The organism is Planobispora rosea (assembly GCF_014648175.1).
Taxonomy (GTDB): domain Bacteria; phylum Actinomycetota; class Actinomycetes; order Streptosporangiales; family Streptosporangiaceae; genus Planobispora; species Planobispora rosea.
Window position 1 is genome coordinate 30,816 of the sequence record NZ_BMQP01000033.1, and the last position, 22,754, is coordinate 53,569.

Consider the following 22,754-nt stretch of genomic DNA (forward strand, 5'->3'; position numbering starts at 1 on the left):
CGCCCCTTAGGTCCGAGACTTTGTGAAAGCTTTCACAAGCATACGTCCCCGCCTTCCGGCGACGCCAGGCCACCCCGTGATAACTGCGTCACTATTTTCCAGAAACGGGAGAATGACTCTATATTTCAGAGGAAAGTTCGGGAAAAATTCCCTCTTGTGATGGACTTCACATTTCCCGGAGGGCGTTTGCCCTGATGAAGACCTGGTCCAGCATCTCGGCGGTCACCCGGCCGGTGAACGTGTTCTGCTGGCTCGGGTGGTAGCACCCGAGAAGATGGGCGGAACTTCCGCCGGCCCCGCCGCGGGAGAGCCCCACCTCGACGCCGTGCCCGAAGGCGGGCCGGGGACGGGGAAGGACGTATCCGGCGTCCTTCAGCGCGGGCCACACGGCCTGCCACGCGAAGCCCCCGAGCGCGACCACCACCCGAACACTTTCGGCCACCAACGCGATCTCCCTGGCCAGCCAGGGGAAACACGTGCTCCGCTCCTCGGGGAGCGGCTTGTTGTCCGGCGGCGCGCACCTGACCGCGGCCATCATCCGCGCGCCGACGAGCCGCTGCCCGTCACCCGCGTGGACGCTCGTCTCCTGTACGGCCAGGCCCGTCCGGTACAGCGAGGCGAACAGCCAGTCCCCGCTCCGGTCCCCGGTGAAGATCCGCCCGGTCCGGTTGCCGCCGTGCGCGGCCGGCGCCAGCCCCACGATCAGGACCTCCGGCCTCTCCTCCCCCCATCCGGCGATGGGCCTGCCCCAGTAGGTCTCCTCGGCGAACGCCCTGCGCTTGACCGTGGCGACCTCCTCCCGCCACTCCACCAGACGGGGGCACGCGCGGCAGACCGACTGCCGGGCGGTGAGGTCGGCGAGGGCCGCGCTGGCGGATGCGAGTTCCCGCACCTCCGCGGGATCGTGCGCGACGGGCGTGTCCGGCTGGGCGGGGTCGCCCGGCCACCCGGACCCCGGAGGAACGAAGGCCATACCCCCGATCGTGCCAGCCCTCCGGCCGGTCCACGACGAGGACCTCCCGGCTGAGCCCCGTACGCGGGCGGGGTGGGCACGGAAAAGCGGCGCCCGCATGGAGCGGGCGCCGCCTCCGCCTCAGTTCAGAGGAGAATCAGACGTACCTCGGTTCAGAGGGAATCAGACGTCGCCGTCCTTCTTCTCCTCCTGCGGGGCCGGGGCCGGGCAGAGCACGCCGTACTGGACCGAGTAGCTCTGGCCCTCGACGGTGACGCTGATCGAACCGGCCTTCGTCAGGTCGATCCCCTCGACGGAACCCGAGAAGTCCACCGTCTTCGACAGGTTGCCGGCGGTCAGCTCCACGGTCCGCTCGCCCAGCGACTTGCCGCCCGCACGCGGGGTGAACTTCACGGTGGTCGGGCCCGTGGCGGTGACCAGCACCGAGCCGCTGACCGTGACGGTCTTCGTGGCGCAGTTGGCCTCGACCTTCGCGGTCAGGTTGGAGTAGCTGACGGTCACCGGAGCCGCGCAGGTGACCTTGCCGGTCACGGTGCCGGTGGTCGGGCCGCGGTACAGCTCGATCGCGCGGGTGGCCGTACCGGACTCGGTGGCCTTCCACGGGTCGAACACGACGCGGGAGCCGTGGACGTAGGTGGTCTCCCAGTCACCCGCGACACCGTTGCGGATCCAGCGGTACGTCACCTTGCCGCGGCCGTGCGAGACGCTGAGGGTGCCGCTGAAGTTGCGCTCGACCGGGCAGGCGCCCGTGTAGTCGGCGGGGGCGCTGACCGACGCGCTCACCTTGGGCGACCAGTCCTTGCACCAGATCTTGAAGCCGACCCGGTTGGACTCGGCGTGACGCGGCCCCACGATCTCCAGAACCGCCCAGCCACGCAGGCTCTTGTGCGGGCGGATCTTGTGGTAGACCTTGCGGGAGTCGTAGACCTTGACCGAGTCACGCTCGACCACGTGGCCGTTGACGACCCAGCGGTAGTGCACCCAGCGGGGGCTGGAGACGCTGATCCGGCCGATCAGGGTGGCCTCACACCTGCCCTCGTCCACCCACGCGTCGGCGTCGACGTGCCAGTGGCGCTTCTCGGGCTCGACGACCTCGGGCTTCTCCCCCTCGCAGGAGACCTTGAAGTAGGCCTTCTTCGAGGTCGCCTTGCGCGGCGACAGGACCTGAAGCGCCTGCCAGCCCTTCACGTCACCCTTGAAGGTGGTCGACTCCTTCACCGTGACGCTCTTGACGCCCTTGCCGACGGTGAAGGTCTTGACCTTGCTCTTGGACCCGTCGCCGTGCAGCCAGCGGTAGGCCACGACGGTCTTGCCCTTGACGGCCTTCACCTTGATCTTCGAGGAGAAGGTGACCCGTACCGGGCACTCGCCCTTCTCACCCGAGAACGACACCTTGGGGGTGCCGGCGAAGACGGCGGGCTTGGCGGAGGAGGCCGTCTTCCCCGCCTGGGCGGATCCGGTGGCCGCCGCTGCGGGGGTGGCCAGCAGACCCGCGGCCATGGTCGCCAGCATGGCCGCGCTGGCTCCTATGGCGGCTAACCTACGTGCTAATCCGGACTTCATGAGGGGATGCTCCGTTTCGTTAGGAAGCGAAAGTCCGCTCAGGAGACGGTTGCCGCCCCGACAACAGCTGTGCCGGGCCCCACGGCAAAGCCTCGCTAAAGCTTCTTTACCTAACCATAAAACGGAACGATCTCCAATACTCCTGCTAAGGGTAGTTTGTCCAGATGTCGTTACGACTTAGCTATCGACCACGCGATTCCATCGAGAATGTCGCGTTCGCTGACGACGACCTCCGTGAAACCGTACCGCCGCATGACCCGGTCCAGGATGAGCGCGCCGGCCCCGATGACGTCGACCCGGCCGGGGTGCATGACGCCTATCGCCGCCCGCTCCGCGTGGGGGATCTCCAGCAGGCGCCGGGAAACGGCGTGCACGTCATCCGCCGCGATCCTCGAGTGGTGAATTTTGTGCGGGTCGTATTCATCCAGCTCAAGAGCCATTCCGGCGACGGTCGTCACCGAACCCGCGAGCCCGACCAGAGTCAGCGCCCGCTCCACCGGGACGTCCTGCGCCACCCGGTCGAGCGCGTCGTCGATGTCGGCGGTCATCGCCTCGACGGCCGCGGCGCCCGGCGGGTCTCCCGCGCCGCGCAGGTGCCGCTCGGTCAGCCGGACGCAACCGATGTCCACCGAGACGCCCGCGTCCACGTGCGTCGACCCCACCACGAACTCGGTGGAGCCGCCGCCGATGTCCACCACGAGGTACGGCGGGCGCGTGCCGTCGGGGGCGGGCAGGCCGGTCTCCGGCGACATGCGTCCCAGCTCCCGCGTCGCCCCGGTGAACGACAACTCGGCCTCCTCGGCGCCCGAGACCACCTCCGGCTCGACTCCGAAGATCTCCCGCACGCCGTCCACGAAGTCCTGGCGGTTGGCGGCGTCCCTGGTGGCGCTGGTCGCCACCACCCGGACCCCGGCGGCCCGGTGCCGCTCGATCAGCGCGGCGTAGTCCCGCATCGCGCCGAAGGTGCGCTCCAGAGCCTCGGGGGCCAGCCTGCCGGTCTCGTCCACGCCCTGGCCGAGCCGGACGATCTCCATGCGCCGCTCGACGTCGTGCAGGGAGCCGTGGGCGATGTCCGCGACGAGCAGCCGCACGGAGTTGGTACCGCAGTCGATCGCGGCGACACGCTTCACTGGTCGTCCTCCTCAACAGGCGTCACGGAACAGCACGGCCCGTCGGCCCACCACTCGCCGAGCGCGTCGAGGGCCTCCCGGCCGAAGGGGTTGGTCCCGGGCGCCGCCAGCTCGTGCGCGACCAGCGCGTGCAGGCACTTGACCCGGTCCGGCATGCCGCCGCTGCTCTGCATGCCCCTCGGCAGCGGCTCCAGGCCCTCCTCGGCGGCGGCTTTGTCGCGGCGGGCGATGTAGTCGTCGTGGGCGGCCCGGTAGGCCGCGGCGAGCTCCGGGTCCTCGGCGAGCCTGGCCCGCATGTCCTTCATCGTCCCCGTGCTCTCCAGGGTGCCGATGGCGGAGTTGACCCGCGGGCACGTCAGGTAGAACAGCGTCGGGAAGGGCGAGCCGTCCGGCAGCCGCGGCGCGGTCTCCACCACGTCGGGCAGCCCGCACGGGCAACGGTGCGCCACCGCCCGCAGTCCCCGCGGCGTCCGGCCGAGCTGCCGCTGCACCGCCGCCACGTCGCGGTCATCCACCATCGTCGGCACCCTCCTGAAGAACGGCCTCCAGGGTATCGGTCACCGGCTGCCGATCGCCTTCCTGCCCTTGCCCGTGTCCGCGGCCTCGACCGACTCCCAGAGCGTCAGGTACCACGGCGGCGCGGCGGCCTTCCGTTCCGGGGCGGCCTCCGTCTCCCGCACGGGTTTCTCGCCCATGACGACGTGACACGTCTTGCCCGGCTCGCAGTAGAAGAGCCGCTCCCGGGCGATCCGGTCCTTGTAGGCGGGGTCCGCGAGCTGCCTGCGCCGGTCGTCCAGCACCTTGATGTCCGCCAGCAGCCGGGCCCGCTGCTGTTCGAGCTCGGCGATGTTGCGGCGCTGCGTGATGTACTCCCGGACGGGATAGGCCAGGCTCACCGCGATGGCGCACACCACGACCGCGAGCACCGCGGCCCGCCCCGTCAACTGCGGCCTCTTCCTGGCCCCTCCTGCTGGTGGTGCTGCGCTCATGGGCATGGGTTCCTTCGGTTCATCGGTACGGCGTGTGCCCGCCCGGCCGGCGGGCACACGCCGTACCCGCGAAACTACCGCTGGAAGCGCGGGAACGCGGAGCGTCCCGCGTAGCGGGCGGCGTCGTCGAGGAGCTCCTCGATGCGCAGCAGCTGGTTGTACTTGGCCACGCGGTCGGAACGGGCCGGGGCGCCGGTCTTGATCTGACCGCAGTTCACGGCCACCGCCAGGTCGGCGATCGTGGTGTCCTCGGTCTCACCGGAGCGGTGGCTCATCATGCAGCGGTAGCCGCTGCGGTGGGCCAGGTCCACGGCGTCGAGGGTCTCGGTCAGGGTGCCGATCTGGTTGACCTTGACCAGCAGCGCGTTGGCGGTGCCCTCGGCGATGCCGCGGGCCAGGCGCTCGGGGTTGGTCACGAACAGGTCGTCGCCGACCAGCTGGACCTTGTCGCCGAGGGCCCTGGTGATGGCGTTCCAGCCCTCCCAGTCGTCCTCGTTCAGCGGGTCCTCGATGGAGACCAGCGGGTAGTTCGCGACCAGGTCCTCGTAGAAGGCGATCAGCTCGGCGGCGGACAGGCCCTTGCCGTCGATCGTGTAGACGCCGTCCTTGTGGAACTCGGAGGCGGCCACGTCGAGGGCGAGGGCGACGTCCTCACCCGGCGTGTAGCCGGCCTTCTCGATGGCGACGAGGATCAGGTCCAGGGCGTCGCGGTTGGACGGCAGGTTCGGCGCGAAGCCGCCCTCGTCGCCCAGGCCGGTCGCGTAGCCCTTCTCCTTCAGCACGGCCTTGAGCGCGTGGTAGACCTCGGTCCCCATGCGCACGGCCTCGCGGAACGACTCGGCGCCGATGGGCGCGATCATGAACTCCTGGATGTCCACGTTCGTGTCGGCGTGCGCGCCGCCGTTGAGGATGTTCATCATCGGCACCGGCAGCACGTGCGCGTTCGGCCCGCCGAGGTAGCGGAAGAGCGGCAGCCCGGCGCTCTCCGCGGCGGCCTTGGCCACGGCCAGGGAGACGCCGAGGATGGCGTTGGCGCCCAGGCGCGCCTTGTTCGGCGTGCCGTCCAGGTCGATCATCACCTGGTCGATGCTGCGCTGTTCCTCCGCGTCGAAGCCGATGATCTCGTCGGCGATCTCGTCGCTCACGCCGAGGACGGCCTTCTCCACGCCCTTCCCGGCGTACCGCTCGTCACCGTCGCGCAGTTCGACGGCCTCGAACTGGCCGGTGGAGGCCCCGCTCGGCACCGCCGCGCGGCCCTCGCTGCCGTCGTCCAGAAGGATGTCGACCTCGACCGTCGGGTTGCCCCGGGAGTCAAGGATCTCGCGGGCCTGTACGCCCTCGATGGAAGCCACGAAGCGCTCCTAAAGTCGCAGGACAGTTTGCCGTAAAACCCTATCGAGACCTACTTCTCAGTACGGCTACGCCCCGGCGTTTCCCCGGGCGGCGTCCGACTCGCGGGCGCGGACCCGGTCCCGGTAGGCACGGGCCGCGGCGCGCAGCTCCGCCTCCGGGTCGAGACCTTCCGCGTGCGCCTGCCGTACCAGCTCGAACAGGCGCCCGCCCAGCCCCTCGGCGGGCGGCTCCGCCGTGACGCCCGCCCGCTCGGCGCGGCGCAGGAGCTGGGCGGCCAGGGAGAGGGCGGGCTGGCCCATCGGCACGCCGTCCACGACGGAGCCCGCGTCACCGCCGTTCTTGGCCGCGCGCTCGGCGGCCTTGATCGTCTCCCAGTTGTCGCTGACCTCCTCGGCGCCGTCCACCCGCACCGCGGCGAACACGTGCGGGTGGCGGCGGACCAGCTTGTCGACGATCCCGGCGGCCACGTCGTCGATGTCGAAGGCGCCCCCGCCCGGCTCCCCGGCGCGGTCCTGGGCGACCCGGGCGTGGAAGGCCACCTGCAGCAGCAGGTCGCCCAGCTCCTCGCGGAGCGCGCCGTGGTCGCCCTCCTCGATGGTCTCCAGGACCTCGTACGCCTCTTCGATGAGGTACGGCGCCAGCGACTCGTGCGTCTGCTCGGCGTCCCACGGGCAGGAGGTGCGCAGCCGGTCCATCACGGCGACGAGGTCGAGCAGCCGCGCCCCCGGCAGGTCGTAGGAGCCCGGCACGACCTCGATCACCGGCGGCTCCTCCAGGGCCACCGCGGCGTGGCCGATCGCGCGCATCAGCGCCTCGTCGGCCTCCAGCCACACCACCGTCCCGGTCTGGGCCTGCCGGACCAGCGCGGCCGGGTCGGGCGTCACGACCTCGACGGCGACGCCCGCCTCGGCGAGGTAGGGCAGGTGCGGGTGGTCCGGCACGGCGGTGCGCACCGGCCCCTCGGACAGGACCTGCCAGGCGCGGTGGCTGAGCAGCCCCGGGGCGACCCGGGGCGAGGTGGTGACGACGATCAGCGGCATGGTCCGAGGCTACCGGGAGGCGGTCCGACGTCCCGGCGGCCCGGAACCGGGGTCCTACTGCGACGCCCCGGGCAGCGCGCCGAAACGGTTGCTCTCGACGAGACCGCCGCCCTGGGGGTTGGGCTCGCCGTAACGGGGGCTGCGGGTGACCGGGACGGCCTTCTGCGCCTCCTGGGCCAGCTTCTGGTTCGCCGCCTGCTGGGACGCCTGGTCCTGGCCGGCCCCGAACTTGGCCATCAGCTTCTGCTGGATGACGCTGGCGCGCACCAGTTCGCGCAGCTCCGACGGGGCCACCGTGGCCGAGACCGCGAGCTGGTCCAGCGTCATGCCCTGCTGCTGCTGGAGGGCCTGCGCGAGGAGCGCCTCGATCTCCGCGGGCGTCACCGTGATGCCGTTGCGCGCGCCGAGCTGGTTCAGCTGGCTGATGAAGACCTTGCTCTCCAGGAGAGCCTGGGGAACCGACCCGGGGAGCTGCAGCTGCGCCGCGGAGATGCCGGCCTTGTCCATGGCCGCTTCGTACTCCTTGGCGTCGGCGCTCAGCTCGCTGACGCTGATGCGCTGGTCACCGACGATGGCGGCGGCGCCGGCCTGCGACGGAGAGCAGGCGGTCAGCGCGACACCCGCGGCCACGACCGCCAGGGTGACACGCACTCGAGTCGACTTCACTTGCGATCCCTTCACGACAGAGGCCGTCCTACTTTACCGGCATGTTCTCGAGGAACATCGCCTCGACGAGATCACCGCACCATTTGAGGAGGTCGAGGTCGCGCAGCGGCTGCCCGCCGAGCGGCTTCGTCTTGGGGACGGGCACCAGCAGCACGTCGGTGGCCTGCTTGAGCAGCGACTTCGGGTAGAGCCGCTGGAGCCTGACCTGCTGGGAGTCCCTCAGGCTCACCGGGGCGAACCTGATGTGCTGGCCCTGCAGGGTGATGTCGGTGAGCCCGGCCTTGCGCGCCCTGATCCGGAAGCGGGCGACGGCCAGCAGGTTCTCCACCGCCTGGGGCGGCCTGCCGTACCGGTCGGTGAGCTCGTCGCGCACGGCGGCGATGTCGTCGTCGGTGCAGATCGCCGCGATGCGCTTGTAGGCCTCCAGGCGGAGCCGCTCGGAGGTCACGTAGTCGTGCGGGATGTGCGCGTTGACCGGCAGCTCGACCTTGACGTCGGGCCGCTCCTCCTGCGCCGCGGCCCCGGTCAGCTTGCTCTTCTGCTCCTGTACGGCCTCCGCCATCATCCGCACGTACAGGTCGAAGCCGACCCCCGCGATGAACCCGGACTGCTCGGCGCCCAGGATGTTGCCCGCGCCGCGGATCTCCAGGTCCTTCATCGCGACGTACATGCCCGCGCCCATCTCGGTGTGCTGGGAGATGGTGGCCAGGCGTTCGTGGGCGGTCTCGGTGAGCGGCTTCTCCGGCGGGTACAGGAAGTAGGCGTATCCGCGCTCGCGGCCCCGGCCGACGCGTCCGCGCAGCTGGTGCAGCTGGGACAGGCCGTAGTTGTCGGCCCGGTCCACGATGAGCGTGTTGGCGTTGGGGACGTCGAGGCCGGACTCGACGATCGTGGTGGAGACCAGGACGTCGAACTCGCGCTCCCAGAACCCCACCATGATCTTCTCAAGCTGCTGCTCGTTCATCTGGCCGTGGGCGACGGCGACGCGCGCCTCGGGGACCAGCTCGCGCAGGCGGGCCGCGACCTTGTTGATGCTGGCGACCCGGTTGTGCACGAAGAAGATCTGGCCGTCGCGCATCAGCTCGCGCCGGACGGCCGCGGCGATCTGCTTCTCGTCGTAGGGCCCGACGAAGGTGAGGATCGGGTGGCGCTCCTCCGGCGGGGTGAGGATCGTGGACATCTCGCGGATGCCGGTCAGGCCCATCTCCAGCGTGCGCGGGATCGGCGTGGCGGACATGGCCAGCACGTCGACCTGGGTACGCAGGTGCTTCATGGCCTCCTTGTGCTCGACACCGAAACGCTGCTCCTCGTCGACGATGATCAGCCCGAGGTTCTTGAAGCGGACCTCCGGGGAGAGCAGCCGGTGGGTGCCGATCACCACGTCCACCGTGCCGTCGCGCATGCCCTCCATCGTCGCCTTGACCTCGGCATCGGTCTGGAAGCGCGACATCGGCCGCACGTTCAGCGGGAAGCCGGAGAAGCGCTCGGTGAAGGTGGACAGGTGCTGCTGGACCAGGAGCGTGGTCGGGACCAGCACCGCCACCTGCTTGCCGTCCTGCACGGCCTTGAAGGCGGCGCGCACCGCGATCTCGGTCTTGCCGTAGCCGACGTCGCCGCAGATCAGCCGGTCCATCGGGATCGGGCGCTCCATGTCGCGCTTGACCTCGTCGATGGCCTCCAGCTGGTCGCCCGTCTCGGCGTAGGGGAAGGCGTCCTCCATCTCCCGCTGCCAGGGGGTGTCCGGCCCGAAGGCGTGGCCCGGCGAGGCCATCCGCGCGCTGTAGAGCCGGATGAGCTCCCCGGCGATCTCCTTGACCGCCTTGCGCGCCTTGGTCTTGGCCTTGGCCCAGTCGGCGCCGCCCATCCGGTTGAGGGTGGGGGACTCGCCGCCGACGTAGCGGGTGACCTCGTCGAGCTGGTCGGTCGGCACGTAGAGCCGGTCGCCCTTGGCGTACTCGATCACGAGGTACTCGCGGGTGGCGCCCTGCACGGTCCGCTGCACCATCTCGACGTAGCGGCCCACGCCGTGCTGCTCGTGCACCACGTGGTCGCCGACCTTGAGCTGGAGCGGGTCCACCATGTTCCGGCGGCGGCTGGGCAGCCGGCGCATGTCCTTGGTGGAGGCCTTCTGGCCGACCAGGTCCAGGTGGGTCAGGACGGCCAGGGACGGGGTGACGAAGCCGTGGTCGACCAGGCCGGTGGTGACGTGCACGACCTTCGGGTCCGGGGCCCGGTCGAGGCCCGGCTCCAGCCTCGCCGGCAGGTCGACGCCCTTGAGCAGCTCGACCATCCGCTCGGCCGGGCCGTGGCCCTCGCTGAGCAGCACGACGACCTTCCCGGCGGTCAGCCAGCCCTTGATGTCGCCCAGCGCCCGCTGGGTGTCGCCGCGGTAGGCCTCGGACTCCTGGGCGTCCAGGATCAGCGCCTCGCCCAGGTCGTCCCCGCCGAACGGGGCGATCGACCACCACGGCTGGCCGAGCTCCCGCGCGTGGTCGTGCACCTCCTCCAGCGACCGGAACGCCGCGGCCCCCAGGTCGATCGGGGCCTCGCCGCCGGCGGCGGCGTTGATCCAGGAGGCCTCCAGGAACTCCTGGCTGGTGCGCACGAGCTCGTCGGCCCGGCTCCGGATGCGCTCGGGGTCGCAGACGAACACCGCCGCCCGCGGGGGCAGGTGGTCGAGCAGCAGGTCCATCCCCCCGGCGAGGACCGGCGCGAACGCCTCCATGCCCTCCACCGGCACGCCCTCGGCCAGCTGGTCGAGGATCTCGGCGAGCGCGGGATGCTCGGCGGCCAGCGCCGCGGCGTTGTCCCGCACGTCCTTGGTCAGCAGCAGTTCGCGGCAGGGGGCGGCGAACAGCCCGTCCTCGGCGACTTCCAGCGAGCGCTGGTCGGCCACCTTGAACCAGCGGATCTCCTCGACCGTGTCGCCCCAGAACTCCAGCCGGAGCGGGTGTTCCTCGGTCGGCGGGAAGACGTCGAGCAGCCCGCCCCGGACCGCCACCTCACCGCGCTTCTCCACCATGTCCACGCGGTGGTATCCGTTCTCCACCAGCAGGTGGACCACGGCGTCCAGGTCGGCGTCGTCGCCCGCGCGCAGCCGTACCGGCGCCAGGTCTCCCAGGCCGCGCACGATCGGCTGGAGCACGGCGCGGACCGGGGCCACCACCACCCGCAGCGGCCCGGCCGCCGCGTCGCCCTCCACCGGGTGCGCCAGGCGGCGCAGCACGGCCAGGCGCTGGCCGACGGTGTCGCTGCGCGGCGACAGGCGTTCGTGCGGCAGGGTCTCCCAGGCGGGGAAGACGGCGACCTCGTTCTCGCCGAGCAGGCTGGACAGGGCCGCGGCCAGGTCCTCGGCCTCGCGCCCGGTCGCCGTCACCGCGAGCACGGCCCGCCCCCCGGCGCCGTCACCCCCGTCCCTGGCCAGCGCGGCCACCGCGAACGGGCGCAGCGCCGGCGGCGCCACGAGGGAGACGCCGGAGGAGACCCCCGCGCGCACATCCTCGAGGGCGGATGCCAGCTTCGGCTCGCCAACGACAAGGTCAAGCAATCCGGAAAGGCTCATCAGATCCGCCCTTAGGCCCCATGACGGCAACACAAGTGGCCCCCGGCCGACGGGGCACGGGGGTTGTCGTCTCCAGGGTACTTCGCCCGTCCGACGGATCCGGAAGCAGAAGGGGGACGTGACGTATTGTTATAGCTCGACTACTATAGGTGATATGACTGAAGTGCGAATGCCGATCACGCAGAGCGAGCTGTTCAACCAGCGGATCAAGGAACAGCGGGCCGACGTGGGTGACCGGCGGCTCGACGTCCTGATCGCCGGGTGCGGCGCGCCCAGCCTCATCCACCTCGGGCGGGAGGACGCCCGCATCGTCGGGGTCGACGAGGACCTCCCCCGGATCCGGGCGAGCATGCCGGGACGCACGGACCTGCACTCCTGGGCCCTGGGCGACCTGCGGACCGTGCCGGTGCCGCCGCGGTCCTTCGACGTCGTCTACGTCTCGTTCCTGCTGGAGCGCGTCCGCCACCCCGAGCTCGTGCTCGACCGGCTGCTCGCCGGGCTGCGGCCGGGCGGGCTGGCGCTGCTGCGGATGCGCGACCGCTCCTCGGCCTACGGGGTGTGCCAGCGGCTGACCCCCTCGCTGGTGCGCCGGATGTTCTGGCGCCACCTCGTCCCGGCGGGCACGGTCGGCCCGCTGCCCGTGGTGTACCACCCGTCCGTCTCGCGGGAGGGCCTGCACGCGTTCTGCCTGACCCGGGGCCTGATGGTCAGCGACGAGATCCTGGACTCCAGCGGGCCCGCGGCGGCCCGGGCGCTGGGGCGCCTGGCGTGCGCGGCGGTGGAGAACGTCTCCAGCGGCCGGTTCCCCGCCACGCACGACGAGATCGGCATGGTCATCCGCAAGCCGCACAACCACTTCGCTCGACTGGTCTGACGTCACTCGGTTGATGTGGGACAACAGGTATCGCTAAAGTGTGGATATCCGACTAAGTCGATCGGAAATGTGGAACAGATGACGTCCCCCCTGGAGTGGACCCCCGACGCCCGCGAGCTCGGCGACCTGGAGCTGCTGCTCTGCGGCGCCTACCGGCCTCTGACGGGCTTCATGAGCGCGGCGGACGCGCACGCGGTCGAGGAGCACGGCACGCTGGCCGACGGCACGCCCTGGCCCGCGCCCGTCACGCTCACGCTGCCCGAGGACCACCCGGCCGCCCCCGGAGACCGGATCACACTCCGCGATCCCGAGGGCGCCCCGCTGGCCGTCCTGACCGTCGCCGAGCGTTCCGGCGGGCTGACCGCCGGGCCGGTGGAGGCCCTGGGCGCCGCCGAGCACGGGCCGTTCGCCCGGCTCCGCCGCACCCCCGCGGAGATCCGGGAGGAGCTGGCCGGCCGTGAGGCCCTGGCCGTCACCATGCGCGGCCCGCTGGACGACCTGGAGGAGATCACCGCGACCGCCGAGGAGCTGGACGCGGTGGTCCTGCTGCTCCCGCTGGCGTTCGGGGAGGGCGGGCCCGCCGTGGTCCGCGCCGCGCTGAAGGCCCGCGAGAAGCTCGGCGGGGACACGCTCCTGGCCGTGGTGCCGCTCGCCCCCCGCGACGACCACGCCGTCGACCTGGAGCTGCGCGACCGCGTGGCCGAGGCGTACGGCGCCGCCGAGCACCTGCCCGGCCCCGAGCCCGTCACCCTCCCCGGCCCGCCGCACCGGCGCGGCCTGGTCGTCTTCTTCACCGGCCTGTCCGGCTCCGGCAAGTCGACCGTCGCGCGCGGGCTCCGGGACGCGCTGCTGGAGCGCGGCACCCGTACGGTCACCCACCTGGACGGCGACGTGGTCCGCCACCTGCTCTCGGCGGGACTGGGCTTCTCCCGCGAGGACCGCGACCTCAACATCCGGCGGATCGGCTTCGTCGCCGCCGAGGCGGCCCGGCACGGCGGGCTGGCGATCTGCGCGCCCATCGCGCCGTTCGCCGCCACCCGGGCGGAGGTCCGGGAGATGGCCGAGGCCGTGGGCGCCGACTTCCTGCTGGTCCACGTGGCCACCCCGCTGGCCGAGTGCGAGCGCCGCGACCGCAAGGGGCTCTACGCCAGGGCGCGCGCCGGACTGATCCCCGAATTCACGGGCATCTCCTCCCCCTATGAGGAGCCCGAGGACGCCGACATCGTCATCGACACCACCGGCATCCCCATCGGGGAGGCCGTGGACTCCGTCCTGAACCCGCTGATCCAAGGAGGCTGGGTACGGTGAGGAACGACTCCCCCGGCAGAGCGGCACCGGTGGTCGCCTGATGGAATTCGATCTCCCCCTGATCGCCGGATCCTTCTTCGTCGCGATCATCGTCGGACTGACCGGCATGGGCGGCGGCGCGCTGATGACGCCGATGATGATGCTGTTCTTCAACGTGCCGCCGCTCGCCGCGGTCTCCAGCGACCTGGTCGCCTCGGCCGTGATGAAGCCGGTCGGCGGGGTCGTCCACATGCGCCGCGGGACGGTCAACCTGAAGCTGGTCGGCTGGTTGTGCGCGGGCTCGGTGCCGGCGGCGTTCTGCGGGGTGCTGCTGATCCGGGCGTTCGGCGAGGGCGAGCAGGTCCAGCAGGCCGTCAAGTACGCCCTGGGCATCGCCCTGCTGCTGGCCGTCGCGGGCATGGTCGCCAAGGCCTACCTCGCCCGGAACGAGGGAGCCGCCTCCGGGGACATCGAGGAGATCACCGTCCGCCCGATTCCGACCGTACTGGTCGGTATAGTCGGGGGGGTCGTCGTGGGCATCTCCTCCGTGGGATCGGGCTCCCTGATCATCGTGGCGCTGCTCGCGCTCTATCCCATGCTGAAGGCCAACCAGCTCGTCGGCACCGACCTGGTCCAGGCGGTCCCGCTGGTCACCTCGGCCGCCATCGGGCACCTGTTCTTCGGCGACTTCCAGCTGGACGTCACCGCCTCCCTGCTCGTCGGCTCGATCCCCGGCGTCTACCTCGGCGCGCGGATCTCCTCCCGGGCGCGCGGCGGGATCATCCGCGCGCTGCTCGTGGTGGTCCTGCTGGCCTCGGCGCTCAAGCTCCTCGGCGTGGGCAACACGGCCACGCTGTGGATCCTGGGCGGCGCGGTGCTCGCCGGGGCGGCCGCCTGGTCACTTCTGCGGAACCGGAGTGGAGCTCAGGTAGGGGTCGCGGGCCAGGACGGCGAAAGCCTCACGTCCGCCGGGAGTGGTGTCGAAACGGGTGTCCCCCCGCGGGGCACGCGGTGAGTCGAAGTAGACCAGTGCCTTGATCTGCGGGTAGCGCCGCATCTCCTGGCGGACCGAGGTGAAGAACGACTCCTTGAACCGCGGCTGCCCGGGCCGCTCGAAGACCCCCCACTCGGCCAGCATGATCGGCTTGCCCGGGAAGCGCCACTGCATCCAGCGGTAGAAGCCCGGCCACTGGGCGAAGTCGTCGCGAGTCTTGTTGATCAGTCCGTCGAAGGTCTGGACCCGATCGTCGGCGTAGGGGTCCATGGCCACCCAGTCGACCACGTCGTCACCCGGGTAGAGCTGCTCGAACCAGGGCTCGGCCGCCCAGTTCGGAGCGCCCATGTAGGTCATCACGGTGACCGCGTTCCGTACGCCCTTCTCCCGTAGCCGGAGCACGACGTGGCGGAACATCGCCGCGTAGTCCCGGGCGGTCATCCCCGACCCCCGGGCGGCCCGGACGTCGTCCTCCGGCTCGTGGTACACGGTCAGGAAGAACCGCTCGGGGAAGGTCCTGGTGATGTGCCGGGCCAGCCGGTCGATCCTGCGGTCCACCGCGCCGCGGGCGATCTCCGCCCAGGTGTGGTCGAAGGACGGCTTCCAGTTGACCAGCAGGAGCCTGTGTCCGCCGGGATCGCGGGCGATCGACCGCTCCTCCCGGGTCGGGAAGAGCTCGGACCCCCGGTGGTAGACGTGCATGATGTCGGCCGTACGGCCCATGCGCCGCTCGGCCCGGTGCAGCGCCTGCGCCGGGCGCCGGCCCGTGAAGACCTCCGGCGTCATCCCCCACCACGCCCCGCAGGACGGGATCAGCTTGGCGCTGACCTCGCAGCCCGGCATCGGCGAACGCGGCCCGTGGACGAGGAGTCCGTCACTCCGCCCGCCGCCTTCCCGCGCCGTCTCCGCGCGGCCTGACGTCTGATTGCACGCGCTCAACCCGAGCATCAGCACGACAGCGGCTCCGGCGATTGTTTTCGCGGTAAAAGCTGGCCTTAAATCGTCATTTGTCCGATACAACGGTTCCTCGCAGACGATTCGCTCGCACGTTTCCCACTTTCGGCGGACCACACCCTGCCACCTCGATGACGTGGCGTGTCGTACACTTTGCCGCTCCCTTCCGGACCATCGGGACGACGGCGGGGAAATATCGGATAAACATGCGTTATCTTATCGTGATCACCGATGATTCCATGGCGAAATCTTGCATATTCAATCGGGAAAACGACGGCCCCGCCTATAGTTCATGAGGTCCGTTTCCCGGATCTCTGCCTCATTCCGCATGACGCCAGCCGAGAGGGCCAACACTCCATGAGCCTGTCGCCGGACACCGCCGTCCGCCGCTCCGGCGGGGACCTGGCTGACTACGCGGCCCTGCTCGGCCGCCGCTGGCCCATCCTGCTGGTCTGCCTCATCGCGGGGACCGGAGGCGGGTTCCTCCTGCTGCGCGCCACCCCGCCCGCCTACACCGCCTCCGCCCACGTCCTGGTGACCGCGACCGGCGTGCAGGAACCGACCAACCAGGTGACCAGCCGGCAGCGGGAGGCCCTCAACCTGGACACCGAGGCGCAGATCGCCCGGTCGGCCGTGGTCTCCAGGAAGGCCGAGCAGGTGTTCAAGGGCCCCCTCGACCCCGTCGAGGTCTCCGTACCGCCCAACACCTCGGTCCTGGAGATCTCCTACACCGCCGCCGACCCCGGCAGCGCCGCCGCGGGAGCCGGTGCGTACGCCCAGGCCTACCTCGCCCACCGCGGCGAGGCCGCCACCAGGGCGCAGACCGTCCAGCTGGAAACGCTCCTGGCCAAGCTCAAGCAGGTCAACACGGGCCTGGCCAGGGTGGTGGCCGAGCTTCCCGGGCTGGCCAAGGGCAGCGCCGAGCGCACCATCGCGCTGCAGCGGCGCAGCGTGCTCAGCCGCCAGGTCTACAACCTCACCGTCAAGTACGACAGCCTCAAAACCGTCGCGATCACCCCCGGCTCGGTGATCAGCGAGGCGGTCGCGCCGACCGCGCCCAGCGCGCCCCGGCCGCCCCTCTATCTCGGCAGCGGTCTCATGCTCGGCCTGCTCGCCGGGGTCTGCCTCGCCTGGCTCCGCGACCGCCTCGGCACGCGCTGCCGTACGGCCTCCGACGTCACCCGGCTCACCGGGCTCGACATCGTCACCGGCGAGCGGATCCACGACCTCGCGTCCGCGGCGGGCACCCGCGGCGCCGTGGTGCTGGTTCCCCTGCCCGGAACGTCGTCCCGGGCGGTGGCACGGGCCGTACGGGAGCTCCGCGGAAACCACGTGCCCGTGATCGGCGCGGCCGTGACCGCCCGCGACGCGGACCCCGGCGAAGACGGGCTCCCGGGATCGCACACCGACCCCGCCAGGGAGCCGGTGCGGGAGAACGGGCCCGGCGCCAAGCCCGCCTGGGGAGACCGGGCCGACGCGAGACCCGAACGGGGTGACCGGACCGACCCGAAGCCCGCCTGGGGAGACCGGACCGGCCCGGGCCCGCGGGACGGGACCGTCTCGGCCGCCTCCGCCGACGCGCGGATCGCCGCAGCCATCAAGGCCGCGGCCATCAATTCCGCGGCCATCAATTCCGCGGCCACGAGGAGCCCGGCCCCCGCCGGCACCGGCGACGCCGACACCGCCGCCACCACCGAGATCTCCACCACCGAGGTGCGAGCCGCCATGCGGGAGGGCACCGCGGCCCAGTCCTCCGCCGCGCCCGCCGCCGCAGCCCCCACCGTGCTTCTCCCGGCCGGGCGCACCGGACCGGGCGAGCCGCACGAACCGGCCGGACCGGGCGAGCCCTCCGGGCCGGCCAGGCCGGGTGAGCCGCGCGAGACAGCCGGACCGGGAGGGCTCCCGGGGTTCTCCGGACTGGCCGGCCTGGCCGTCCCCGCCGAGCGGAGCGAGCCCGTGGACAACTCCCCGGAGACCGTCCCGCTGACCCCGTTCCCGACGCTCGGCAAGAAGGTCTTCCCGACGTGAGACTCCCGCACCGGGCGGCCTGGCCGATCGCCGCCTTCCTCGTGGGCTACCCCGTGTGGTGGGCGCTGGGCTTCGGCGGCCTCTCGGTGGTCGTGCTGGCCCCGGCGATGGCGGCCGTGCTGTGGCGGCGGCGGCCGATCCGGGTTCCGCGCGGGTTCGGCCTCTGGCTGCTGCTGCTCGCGGGCTACCTGGTCAGCGCGGTCATGCTCGCCGAGATGCCGCCGGGCACCTACGGCGTGTTCGGCGCGGGTCGGCTGGTCGGCTACGCGATGCGCCTGGCCCTCTACGCCTCACTGACGATCATGATGCTCTACCTGGGCAACCTGACCGAGCACGAACTGCCGCAGCTCACCCTCGTGCGCATGCTGGGCGCGCTGTTCCTCACCACCGTCGCGGGCGGACTGCTCGGCGTCTTCGCCCCGCACCTCCAGTTCACCTCGCCCGTGGAACGGCTCCTGCCCGGGTGGATCAGCGGCAACTCCTTCGTCCAGAACCTGATCCACCCCACCACCGCCCAGATCCAGAAAGTCCTCGGGCACGCCTCCCCCCGACCCGAGGCGCCCTTCGAGTGGGCCAACGCCTGGGGCAGCAACCTGTCGGTCCTGCTCATCTGGTTCGTGGTCGGCTGGTGGGTGTACGGCGGGCCGCGCAGCCGCCTGGCCGTGGCCCCTCTGCTCGCCCTCGCCGCCATCCCGGTCGTCTACTCGCTCAACCGCGGGCTCTGGATCGGCCTCGGCGTCGCCGTCGCCTACCTGATGCTGCGCCTGGGCTTCCGGGGCCGCGTTCTCGCCTGCGCCGCGGTCACGGCCGGGGTGCTGGTGTTCTTCCTGAGCCCGCTGCAGGCCATGGTGACCCAGCGGCTGGACAGCCCGCACAGCAACGACATCCGCGCCTTCACCGTGACCGCCACCATCGCCGCCGCGCGGTCCTCGCCCGTCATCGGCTACGGCAACACCCGTAACGCGACGGGCAACCACAAGACGATCACCACCGGCAAGAGCGACTGGTGCGAGACCTGCGGCCACCCTCCGCTGGGCAGCGACGGCCAGCTCTGGCACCTGATGATCACTCAGGGGTTCGTCGGGGCCGTGCTCTACGTCGCCTTCTTCGCCGGAGCCATCCGCCGCCACTGGGCCGACCGCTCGCCGATCGGCATGGCCGGGGTCCTGGTGATGATCCTCACGCTTCTCTACATGTTCGTCTACGACGGGCTGGTCACGCCGCTCAGCCTCTACCTGATCTCTTTCGCACTGCTCTGGAGAAACTCGATGAAGGACGGGCCTCGATGAACGACGCGCGAGTCCGGCTGCGCTACCTGCGCCAGACGATCAGTCTGCTCTTCCCCGGGCCCGGCGAGGCGCGGCCGTACAGCCTGCTCCCGCACCCCCTGGTCCCCCGCAGGCTCGCTCCGCGCGCGTGGTGGCATCCCTACGGGAAGGTGATGGTCCCCTCCGGGGAGGACACCATCGAGACCTACCTCAGCCAGGCGCTGGGCGTCCCGGTCCGGGTGGTGTTCCACGTCCGCCCGGCCCGGCGGGCCAACCGCAAACCCATCCTGGAGGCGCACGGGCCCGGCGGGCCGGTCGCCTTCGTGAAGATCGGCGACACCGTCCGCACCCACGAGCTCATCACCAACGAGGCGCGGGCGCTCACCACGCTCGCCGGGTTCCCGCTCAAGACCGTGGTCCCACCGACCGTGCTCCATCACGGCTCCTGGCACGGCCTGGCGGTGCTCGCGCTGTCCCCGCTGCCCGTACCGGACCGGACCGCCCGCCTGCGGCGCGGCGCGATCCCCCGTGACCTGCTCACCGAGGCCGTCCGCGAGATCAGCACGGTCTGCGAGGAGAAATACGCCTCGCACGGCGACTTCTGCCCGTGGAACATCGCGCGCGGCCCGGACGGACGGCTCCTGGTGTGGGACTGGGAGCGGTTCGCCACCGGGGTGCCGCTCGGCTTCGACGCCCTGCACCACTTCTTCCAGTCCGCCCTGCGCCGGATGAAACCCGCCGTCGCCGCCCGGGCCTGCCTGGCCCAGGCTCTGCCGATCCTGGCCCCGTTCGGGCTCTCGGCCGCCGAGGCCCGGCTGACCGCGGTCCACTACCTGATCGCGCTGGCCGAGCGGCACGCCGCCGACGGCCACGAGCCGCTCGGCCCGCCCGCGCGCTGGCTCAACCCCGTCGTCGACGCCCAGGAGGTCTTGGTGTGATGCCCACGCTGAAGCGCTCCGCCCACGCCGCGTCCCGGGCCGCGGGACGTCTCACCTCCGGAAGCCGGGTCCTGCCCGCCTTCCTGATCATCGGCGCGCAGCGCTCCGGCACGACCTCGCTCTACCGGGCGCTCACCCAGCACCCGCTGGCGCTCAAACCGGTCCTGCACAAGGGCGTGCACTACTTCGACATGGCCTACGACCGGGGCCTGCCGTGGTACCGGGCGCACTTCCCGTTACGGGCGGCGGCCTCCCGCCTGGCCCGCCGGTACGGCTACCGGGCCCAGGCCTTCGAGTCCTCGCCGTACTACCTGTTCCACCCGCTGGCCCCCGCCCGCATCGCCGAGGACCTGCCAGGGGTCAAGCTGATCGTGCTGGTCCGCGACCCGGTCGAGCGGGCGTTCTCCGCCCACGCCCACGAGCTGGCCCGGGGATTCGAGACCGAGGCCTCATTCGCCAGAGCCGTGGAGCTGGAGGAGCAACGGCTGGCGGGAGCGGCCGACGCCCTGACCGCCGCCCCCCACTCCGCCAGCCACGCCCACCGCCACCACGCCTACCTGGCCAGGGGCCGCTACGCCGAACAGCTCGACCGGCTGGAACGGCTGGTCGGCCGGGACCGCATGCTTGTGCTGGACAGCGGATGCTTCTTCACCCGGCCGGAGGTCGTCTACGACCGGGTGCTGGCGTTCCTCGGGCTGCCGCACCTCGGCGACCCGGTGTTCGAACGGCACAACGCCCGCCCCCGGCCCGCGCCGATGCCCTCCTCGCTCCGCCGGGAGCTGAGCGAGCACTTCGCGGAGTCCGACGCCCGGTTGGCCCGGTGGCTCGGCGCGGACCCCTCGTGGCGGCGCTGAACGACCCCGCGCTCGGCGGTCTGGCCAGGCACGGACTGGCCGGGCTGGCCGGGGCCGGAGTCAGCGCCGCCACGCAGCTCCTCACGGTGGTGCTGCTCACCCGCTCCACCACGCAGGAGACGGCGGGCACGTTCTTCACGGCGACCGCGCTCTGCCTGATGACCGCCGGGATCCTCCGGCTGGACGCGGGCAACGGGCTGGTCCACTTCCTCGCCCGCACCCGCCGGGACGGCTCCGGGCTCGCCACCGCCTACCTCCGCGCGGCCCTCGTCCCGGTCCTCCTCCTCTCCGCTGCCGTCGCGACCGCCACCGTGATCATCATCGTGGCCGCCGCCGGAGGCACCGTCCCGCCCGGAGAGGTCGTCCCGGCGGGAGCGCCCGGCGCCGTCCTCGTGGCGGCACTCGCGCTCCCCGCCATCGTGTGCTTCGACGTTCTGGTCGCGGCCACCAGAGGGCTGCGCACGATGCGGCTCACGGCGCTCCTGGACGGCCTCCTCCGCCCGCTGGGTCAGCTGACCCTCATCGCCCTGGTGCTCCCGGTCCTCCCCGGGGAGCCCGGCGTCCCCGGCCTGGCCCTCCTGCTCGCGGCGTGGGCGCTGCCGTACCCGCCGGCGGTCCTGCTGGCCGCGCTCTGGCTGCGCCGGAGGCTGCCCCGCGCACCGCGTTCCCGGGACGCCGCCCGCGAGCTGTGGCGGCACACCTGGCCGAGGTCGGCGGCGGCGGCCGTACAGGCGGTGTTCCAGCGGTTCGACATCGTGATCGTGGCGGCGCTCGCCGGACCGGTCGAGGCGGCTGTCTACACCGCCGCCACCCGATTCAAGGTCGTGGGCCAGCTCGCCGGGCAGGGCCTGGCGCAGGCGGCGCAGCCCCGGCTGGTCCGCGCGCTGGCCGAGGGCGACCTGCCCCGCGCCCGCCGGCTCTACCAGACCACCACCGCCTGGCTGACCCTGCTGACCTGGCCGATCTGGCTCGCCTACGCCGCACTCGCCCCGTGGCTGCTCGGCCTGTTCGGCGAGAACGGCGCCTACGTCTCCGGCGTCCCGGTCGCGCTCGTGCTCGCCGCCACCATGATGATCGCCACTGCCTGCGGCATGGCCGACGTGGCACTGACCGCCGCCGGGCACACCCGCACCAGCCTCGTGAACCTGCTCACCGCCCTGGCCGTGACCGTGGCGCTGGACGTGGCGCTGATCCCCGCACTCGGCGCGCTCGGAGCGGCCCTCGGCTGGTCCGCAGGCGTGCTGACCAAGAACCTGCTGCCGCTGTGGCGGCTGCACCGCCACTACGGCCTGCGTCCGTTCGGACCCCACACCCTGCCCGCATGTACGCCCTGGCGGGAGCGCACCGGCACGCCCGCCCTCGCATCCAGGAGGTGCCGATGACCCCCGTACTGGTGACCGGACTGCCCAGGAGCGGCACGAGCTGGACGGGCCGGATGCTCGCGGCGGGCGGCGAGCTGGTCTACGTCAACGAACCGCTCAACCCGCTGCCCCGCCCCGGCCGCTCCCCCGGCGTGCTCAACGCCGACGTCACCCACCGCTTCCAGTACATCAGCGCGGACGACGACGAGGTGTGGCTGCGGGCCTTCACCGACACGGTGACGCTGCGCTACCGGTTCCTGGCCGAGCTGCGCCGCAACCGCGCGCCGTACGACCTGGCCCGGATGCTCCGGTACGGCACCGCGTTCACCTTCGGCCGCCTGACCGGCCGCCGGGCACTGCTCGACGACCCGTTCGCGCTGCTGTCGGCGGGCTGGTTCGCCGAACGGCTGGGCTGCCGGGTGATCGTCCTGATCCGCGACCCGGTGGCCTTCACCGGCAGCTGGCAGCGGCTCGGCTGGACGGTGTACTTCCACGAACTGCTGGAACAGCCCTCACTGGTCCGCGACCACCCCCGGGTGGAGGAACTGCGCCCGCTGGTGGGTTCCCAGGACCGCCTGGCCAAGGCCGCCGCGCTCTGGCGGGTCTCCACCGCCGTCGTCACCGACCTGGCCGCCCGCCACTCGGAGATCCTCCTGGTCTCCTACGAGGAACTGGCCGCCGACCCGCTCCGGGGCTTCCGCCGACTGTACGAGTGGGCGGACCTGGCCTGGAGCCCCCGCGCCGAGTCCCGCATCTCCCGCGCCTGCACGGCCCCCACCTCCCCCACCCGCGACTTCACCTGGCACGGCCTGTCCCGCACGGCCTTCCGCCCGATGGACTCCCGCCGCGCCCTGTCCGAGGCGAGGTCCCGCCTGTCCCCCGACGAGGCCCGCCGCGTCCTGGACCTGGCCTACAGCTGA

19 protein-coding genes are annotated in these 22,754 nt (G+C 71.8%); 9 read left to right on the top strand and 10 right to left on the bottom strand.

The annotated features are described in order from the left end of the window. Positions 1-166 precede the first annotated feature (166 nt). The 9 genes from IEZ08_RS27660 to mfd form a co-directional block, all read right to left on the bottom strand. Entirely contained in the window at positions 167-973 is an 807-nt protein-coding gene (locus IEZ08_RS27660) for a uracil-DNA glycosylase (protein WP_189243290.1), read from the bottom strand. A gap of 162 nt (positions 974-1,135) precedes the next feature. Then, the gene (locus IEZ08_RS27665) at positions 1,136-2,485 is read right to left on the bottom strand and encodes a hypothetical protein (protein ID WP_189243291.1); all 1,350 of its coding nucleotides are present in this window, start codon (positions 2,483-2,485) and stop codon (positions 1,136-1,138) included. 221 nt (positions 2,486-2,706) lie between these two features. Continuing rightward, positions 2,707-3,666: a Ppx/GppA phosphatase family protein gene (locus IEZ08_RS27670; protein WP_068927260.1), complete on the bottom strand. Its 960-nt coding sequence runs from the start codon at positions 3,664-3,666 to the stop codon at positions 2,707-2,709. Next, the gene (locus IEZ08_RS27675) at positions 3,663-4,184 is read right to left on the bottom strand and encodes a DUF501 domain-containing protein (RefSeq protein ID WP_084780710.1); all 522 of its coding nucleotides are present in this window, start codon (positions 4,182-4,184) and stop codon (positions 3,663-3,665) included. Before IEZ08_RS27675 ends, IEZ08_RS27670 begins: the two co-directional genes overlap by 4 nt. Before the next feature lie 39 nt (positions 4,185-4,223). Next, positions 4,224-4,655, bottom strand: a complete 432-nt coding sequence (locus IEZ08_RS27680; RefSeq protein WP_176728612.1) for a septum formation initiator family protein — start codon at positions 4,653-4,655, stop codon at positions 4,224-4,226. Between the two features lie 74 nt (positions 4,656-4,729). Continuing rightward, a complete protein-coding gene (gene eno, locus IEZ08_RS27685) occupies positions 4,730-6,007 on the bottom strand; it encodes a phosphopyruvate hydratase (RefSeq protein ID WP_068927266.1) in 1,278 nt (425 codons plus the stop codon). 66 nt (positions 6,008-6,073) lie between these two features. Continuing rightward, complete coding sequence (locus tag IEZ08_RS27690) at positions 6,074-7,048, bottom strand: nucleoside triphosphate pyrophosphohydrolase (protein WP_068927267.1); 975 nt, start codon at positions 7,046-7,048, stop codon at positions 6,074-6,076. A 54-nt stretch (positions 7,049-7,102) separates the two neighbouring features. Continuing rightward, on the bottom strand, positions 7,103-7,714 hold the full coding sequence (locus tag IEZ08_RS27695; RefSeq protein ID WP_176728613.1) for a SurA N-terminal domain-containing protein: 612 nt from the start codon (positions 7,712-7,714) through the stop codon (positions 7,103-7,105). A 28-nt stretch (positions 7,715-7,742) separates the two neighbouring features. Further along, positions 7,743-11,276: a transcription-repair coupling factor gene (mfd, locus tag IEZ08_RS27700; RefSeq protein ID WP_068927271.1), complete on the bottom strand. Its 3,534-nt coding sequence runs from the start codon at positions 11,274-11,276 to the stop codon at positions 7,743-7,745. Positions 11,277-11,430: 154 nt separating this feature from the next. Here mfd and IEZ08_RS27705 point away from each other — a divergent pair, with 154 nt between their 5' ends. From IEZ08_RS27705 to IEZ08_RS27715, 3 genes are all read left to right on the top strand, one after another. Beyond that, on the top strand, positions 11,431-12,150 hold the full coding sequence (locus IEZ08_RS27705; RefSeq protein ID WP_068927273.1) for a class I SAM-dependent methyltransferase: 720 nt from the start codon (positions 11,431-11,433) through the stop codon (positions 12,148-12,150). A 78-nt stretch (positions 12,151-12,228) separates the two neighbouring features. Continuing rightward, positions 12,229-13,458, top strand: a complete 1,230-nt coding sequence (gene cysC / locus IEZ08_RS27710) for an adenylyl-sulfate kinase (protein WP_068927274.1) — start codon at positions 12,229-12,231, stop codon at positions 13,456-13,458. Between the two features lie 40 nt (positions 13,459-13,498). Continuing rightward, positions 13,499-14,452, top strand: coding sequence for a sulfite exporter TauE/SafE family protein (locus tag IEZ08_RS27715; protein WP_084780711.1), 954 nt, complete (start codon positions 13,499-13,501; stop codon positions 14,450-14,452). Here the strand turns inward: IEZ08_RS27715 and IEZ08_RS27720 are convergent. Continuing rightward, positions 14,336-15,274 (bottom strand): glycoside hydrolase family 26 protein, encoded by a 939-nt coding sequence (locus IEZ08_RS27720; RefSeq protein WP_229803556.1) that lies wholly within the window; start codon positions 15,272-15,274, stop codon positions 14,336-14,338. The genes IEZ08_RS27715 and IEZ08_RS27720 overlap by 117 nt on opposite strands. Positions 15,275-15,742: 468 nt before the next feature. On the opposite strand from IEZ08_RS27720, the gene IEZ08_RS27725 reads away from it, so the two are divergent. From IEZ08_RS27725 to IEZ08_RS27750, 6 genes are read left to right on the top strand one after another with little or no spacing between them, the layout of a single operon-like run. Then, positions 15,743-17,413 (top strand): YveK family protein, encoded by a 1,671-nt coding sequence (locus tag IEZ08_RS27725; RefSeq protein WP_189243292.1) that lies wholly within the window; start codon positions 15,743-15,745, stop codon positions 17,411-17,413. Continuing rightward, complete coding sequence (locus IEZ08_RS27730; protein WP_068927278.1) at positions 17,410-18,702, top strand: O-antigen ligase family protein; 1,293 nt, start codon at positions 17,410-17,412, stop codon at positions 18,700-18,702. Before IEZ08_RS27725 ends, IEZ08_RS27730 begins: the two co-directional genes overlap by 4 nt. After that, a complete protein-coding gene (locus tag IEZ08_RS27735) occupies positions 18,699-19,619 on the top strand; it encodes a protein kinase family protein (protein ID WP_189243293.1) in 921 nt (306 codons plus the stop codon). Before IEZ08_RS27730 ends, IEZ08_RS27735 begins: the two co-directional genes overlap by 4 nt. Next, positions 19,619-20,473 carry a sulfotransferase domain-containing protein gene (locus IEZ08_RS27740; RefSeq protein ID WP_068927282.1) on the top strand — a complete coding sequence of 285 codons (855 nt, stop codon included), beginning with the start codon at positions 19,619-19,621 and terminating at the stop codon, positions 20,471-20,473. Before IEZ08_RS27735 ends, IEZ08_RS27740 begins: the two co-directional genes overlap by 1 nt. Then, the gene (locus IEZ08_RS27745) at positions 20,461-21,855 is read left to right on the top strand and encodes a lipopolysaccharide biosynthesis protein (protein WP_229803558.1); all 1,395 of its coding nucleotides are present in this window, start codon (positions 20,461-20,463) and stop codon (positions 21,853-21,855) included. The genes IEZ08_RS27740 and IEZ08_RS27745 overlap by 13 nt, the downstream gene beginning before the upstream one ends. Continuing rightward, complete coding sequence (locus tag IEZ08_RS27750) at positions 21,852-22,754, top strand: sulfotransferase (RefSeq protein ID WP_068927285.1); 903 nt, start codon at positions 21,852-21,854, stop codon at positions 22,752-22,754. The genes IEZ08_RS27745 and IEZ08_RS27750 overlap by 4 nt, the downstream gene beginning before the upstream one ends.

What these genes read in the sequence shown, in the direction of transcription:
- IEZ08_RS27660 (WP_189243290.1), bottom strand. Translation starts at nt 973, where the DNA reads ATGGCCTTCGTTCCTCCGGGGTCCGGGTGGCCGGGCGACCCCGCCCAG.
- IEZ08_RS27665 (WP_189243291.1), bottom strand. Translation starts at nt 2,485, where the DNA reads ATGCTGGCGACCATGGCCGCGGGTCTGCTGGCCACCCCCGCAGCGGCG.
- IEZ08_RS27675 (WP_084780710.1), bottom strand. Translation starts at nt 4,184, where the DNA reads ATGGTGGATGACCGCGACGTGGCGGCGGTGCAGCGGCAGCTCGGCCGG.
- IEZ08_RS27680 (WP_176728612.1), bottom strand. Translation starts at nt 4,655, where the DNA reads ATGAGCGCAGCACCACCAGCAGGAGGGGCCAGGAAGAGGCCGCAGTTG.
- IEZ08_RS27690 (WP_068927267.1), bottom strand. Translation starts at nt 7,048, where the DNA reads ATGCCGCTGATCGTCGTCACCACCTCGCCCCGGGTCGCCCCGGGGCTG.
- mfd (WP_068927271.1), bottom strand. Translation starts at nt 11,276, where the DNA reads ATGAGCCTTTCCGGATTGCTTGACCTTGTCGTTGGCGAGCCGAAGCTG.
- IEZ08_RS27705 (WP_068927273.1), top strand. Translation starts at nt 11,431, where the DNA reads ATGACTGAAGTGCGAATGCCGATCACGCAGAGCGAGCTGTTCAACCAG.
- cysC (WP_068927274.1), top strand. Translation starts at nt 12,229, where the DNA reads ATGACGTCCCCCCTGGAGTGGACCCCCGACGCCCGCGAGCTCGGCGAC.
- IEZ08_RS27715 (WP_084780711.1), top strand. Translation starts at nt 13,499, where the DNA reads ATGGAATTCGATCTCCCCCTGATCGCCGGATCCTTCTTCGTCGCGATC.
- IEZ08_RS27720 (WP_229803556.1), bottom strand. Translation starts at nt 15,274, where the DNA reads ATGCCGGGCTGCGAGGTCAGCGCCAAGCTGATCCCGTCCTGCGGGGCG.
- IEZ08_RS27725 (WP_189243292.1), top strand. Translation starts at nt 15,743, where the DNA reads ATGAGCCTGTCGCCGGACACCGCCGTCCGCCGCTCCGGCGGGGACCTG.
- IEZ08_RS27735 (WP_189243293.1), top strand. Translation starts at nt 18,699, where the DNA reads ATGAACGACGCGCGAGTCCGGCTGCGCTACCTGCGCCAGACGATCAGT.
- IEZ08_RS27740 (WP_068927282.1), top strand. Translation starts at nt 19,619, where the DNA reads ATGCCCACGCTGAAGCGCTCCGCCCACGCCGCGTCCCGGGCCGCGGGA.
- IEZ08_RS27750 (WP_068927285.1), top strand. Translation starts at nt 21,852, where the DNA reads ATGACCCCCGTACTGGTGACCGGACTGCCCAGGAGCGGCACGAGCTGG.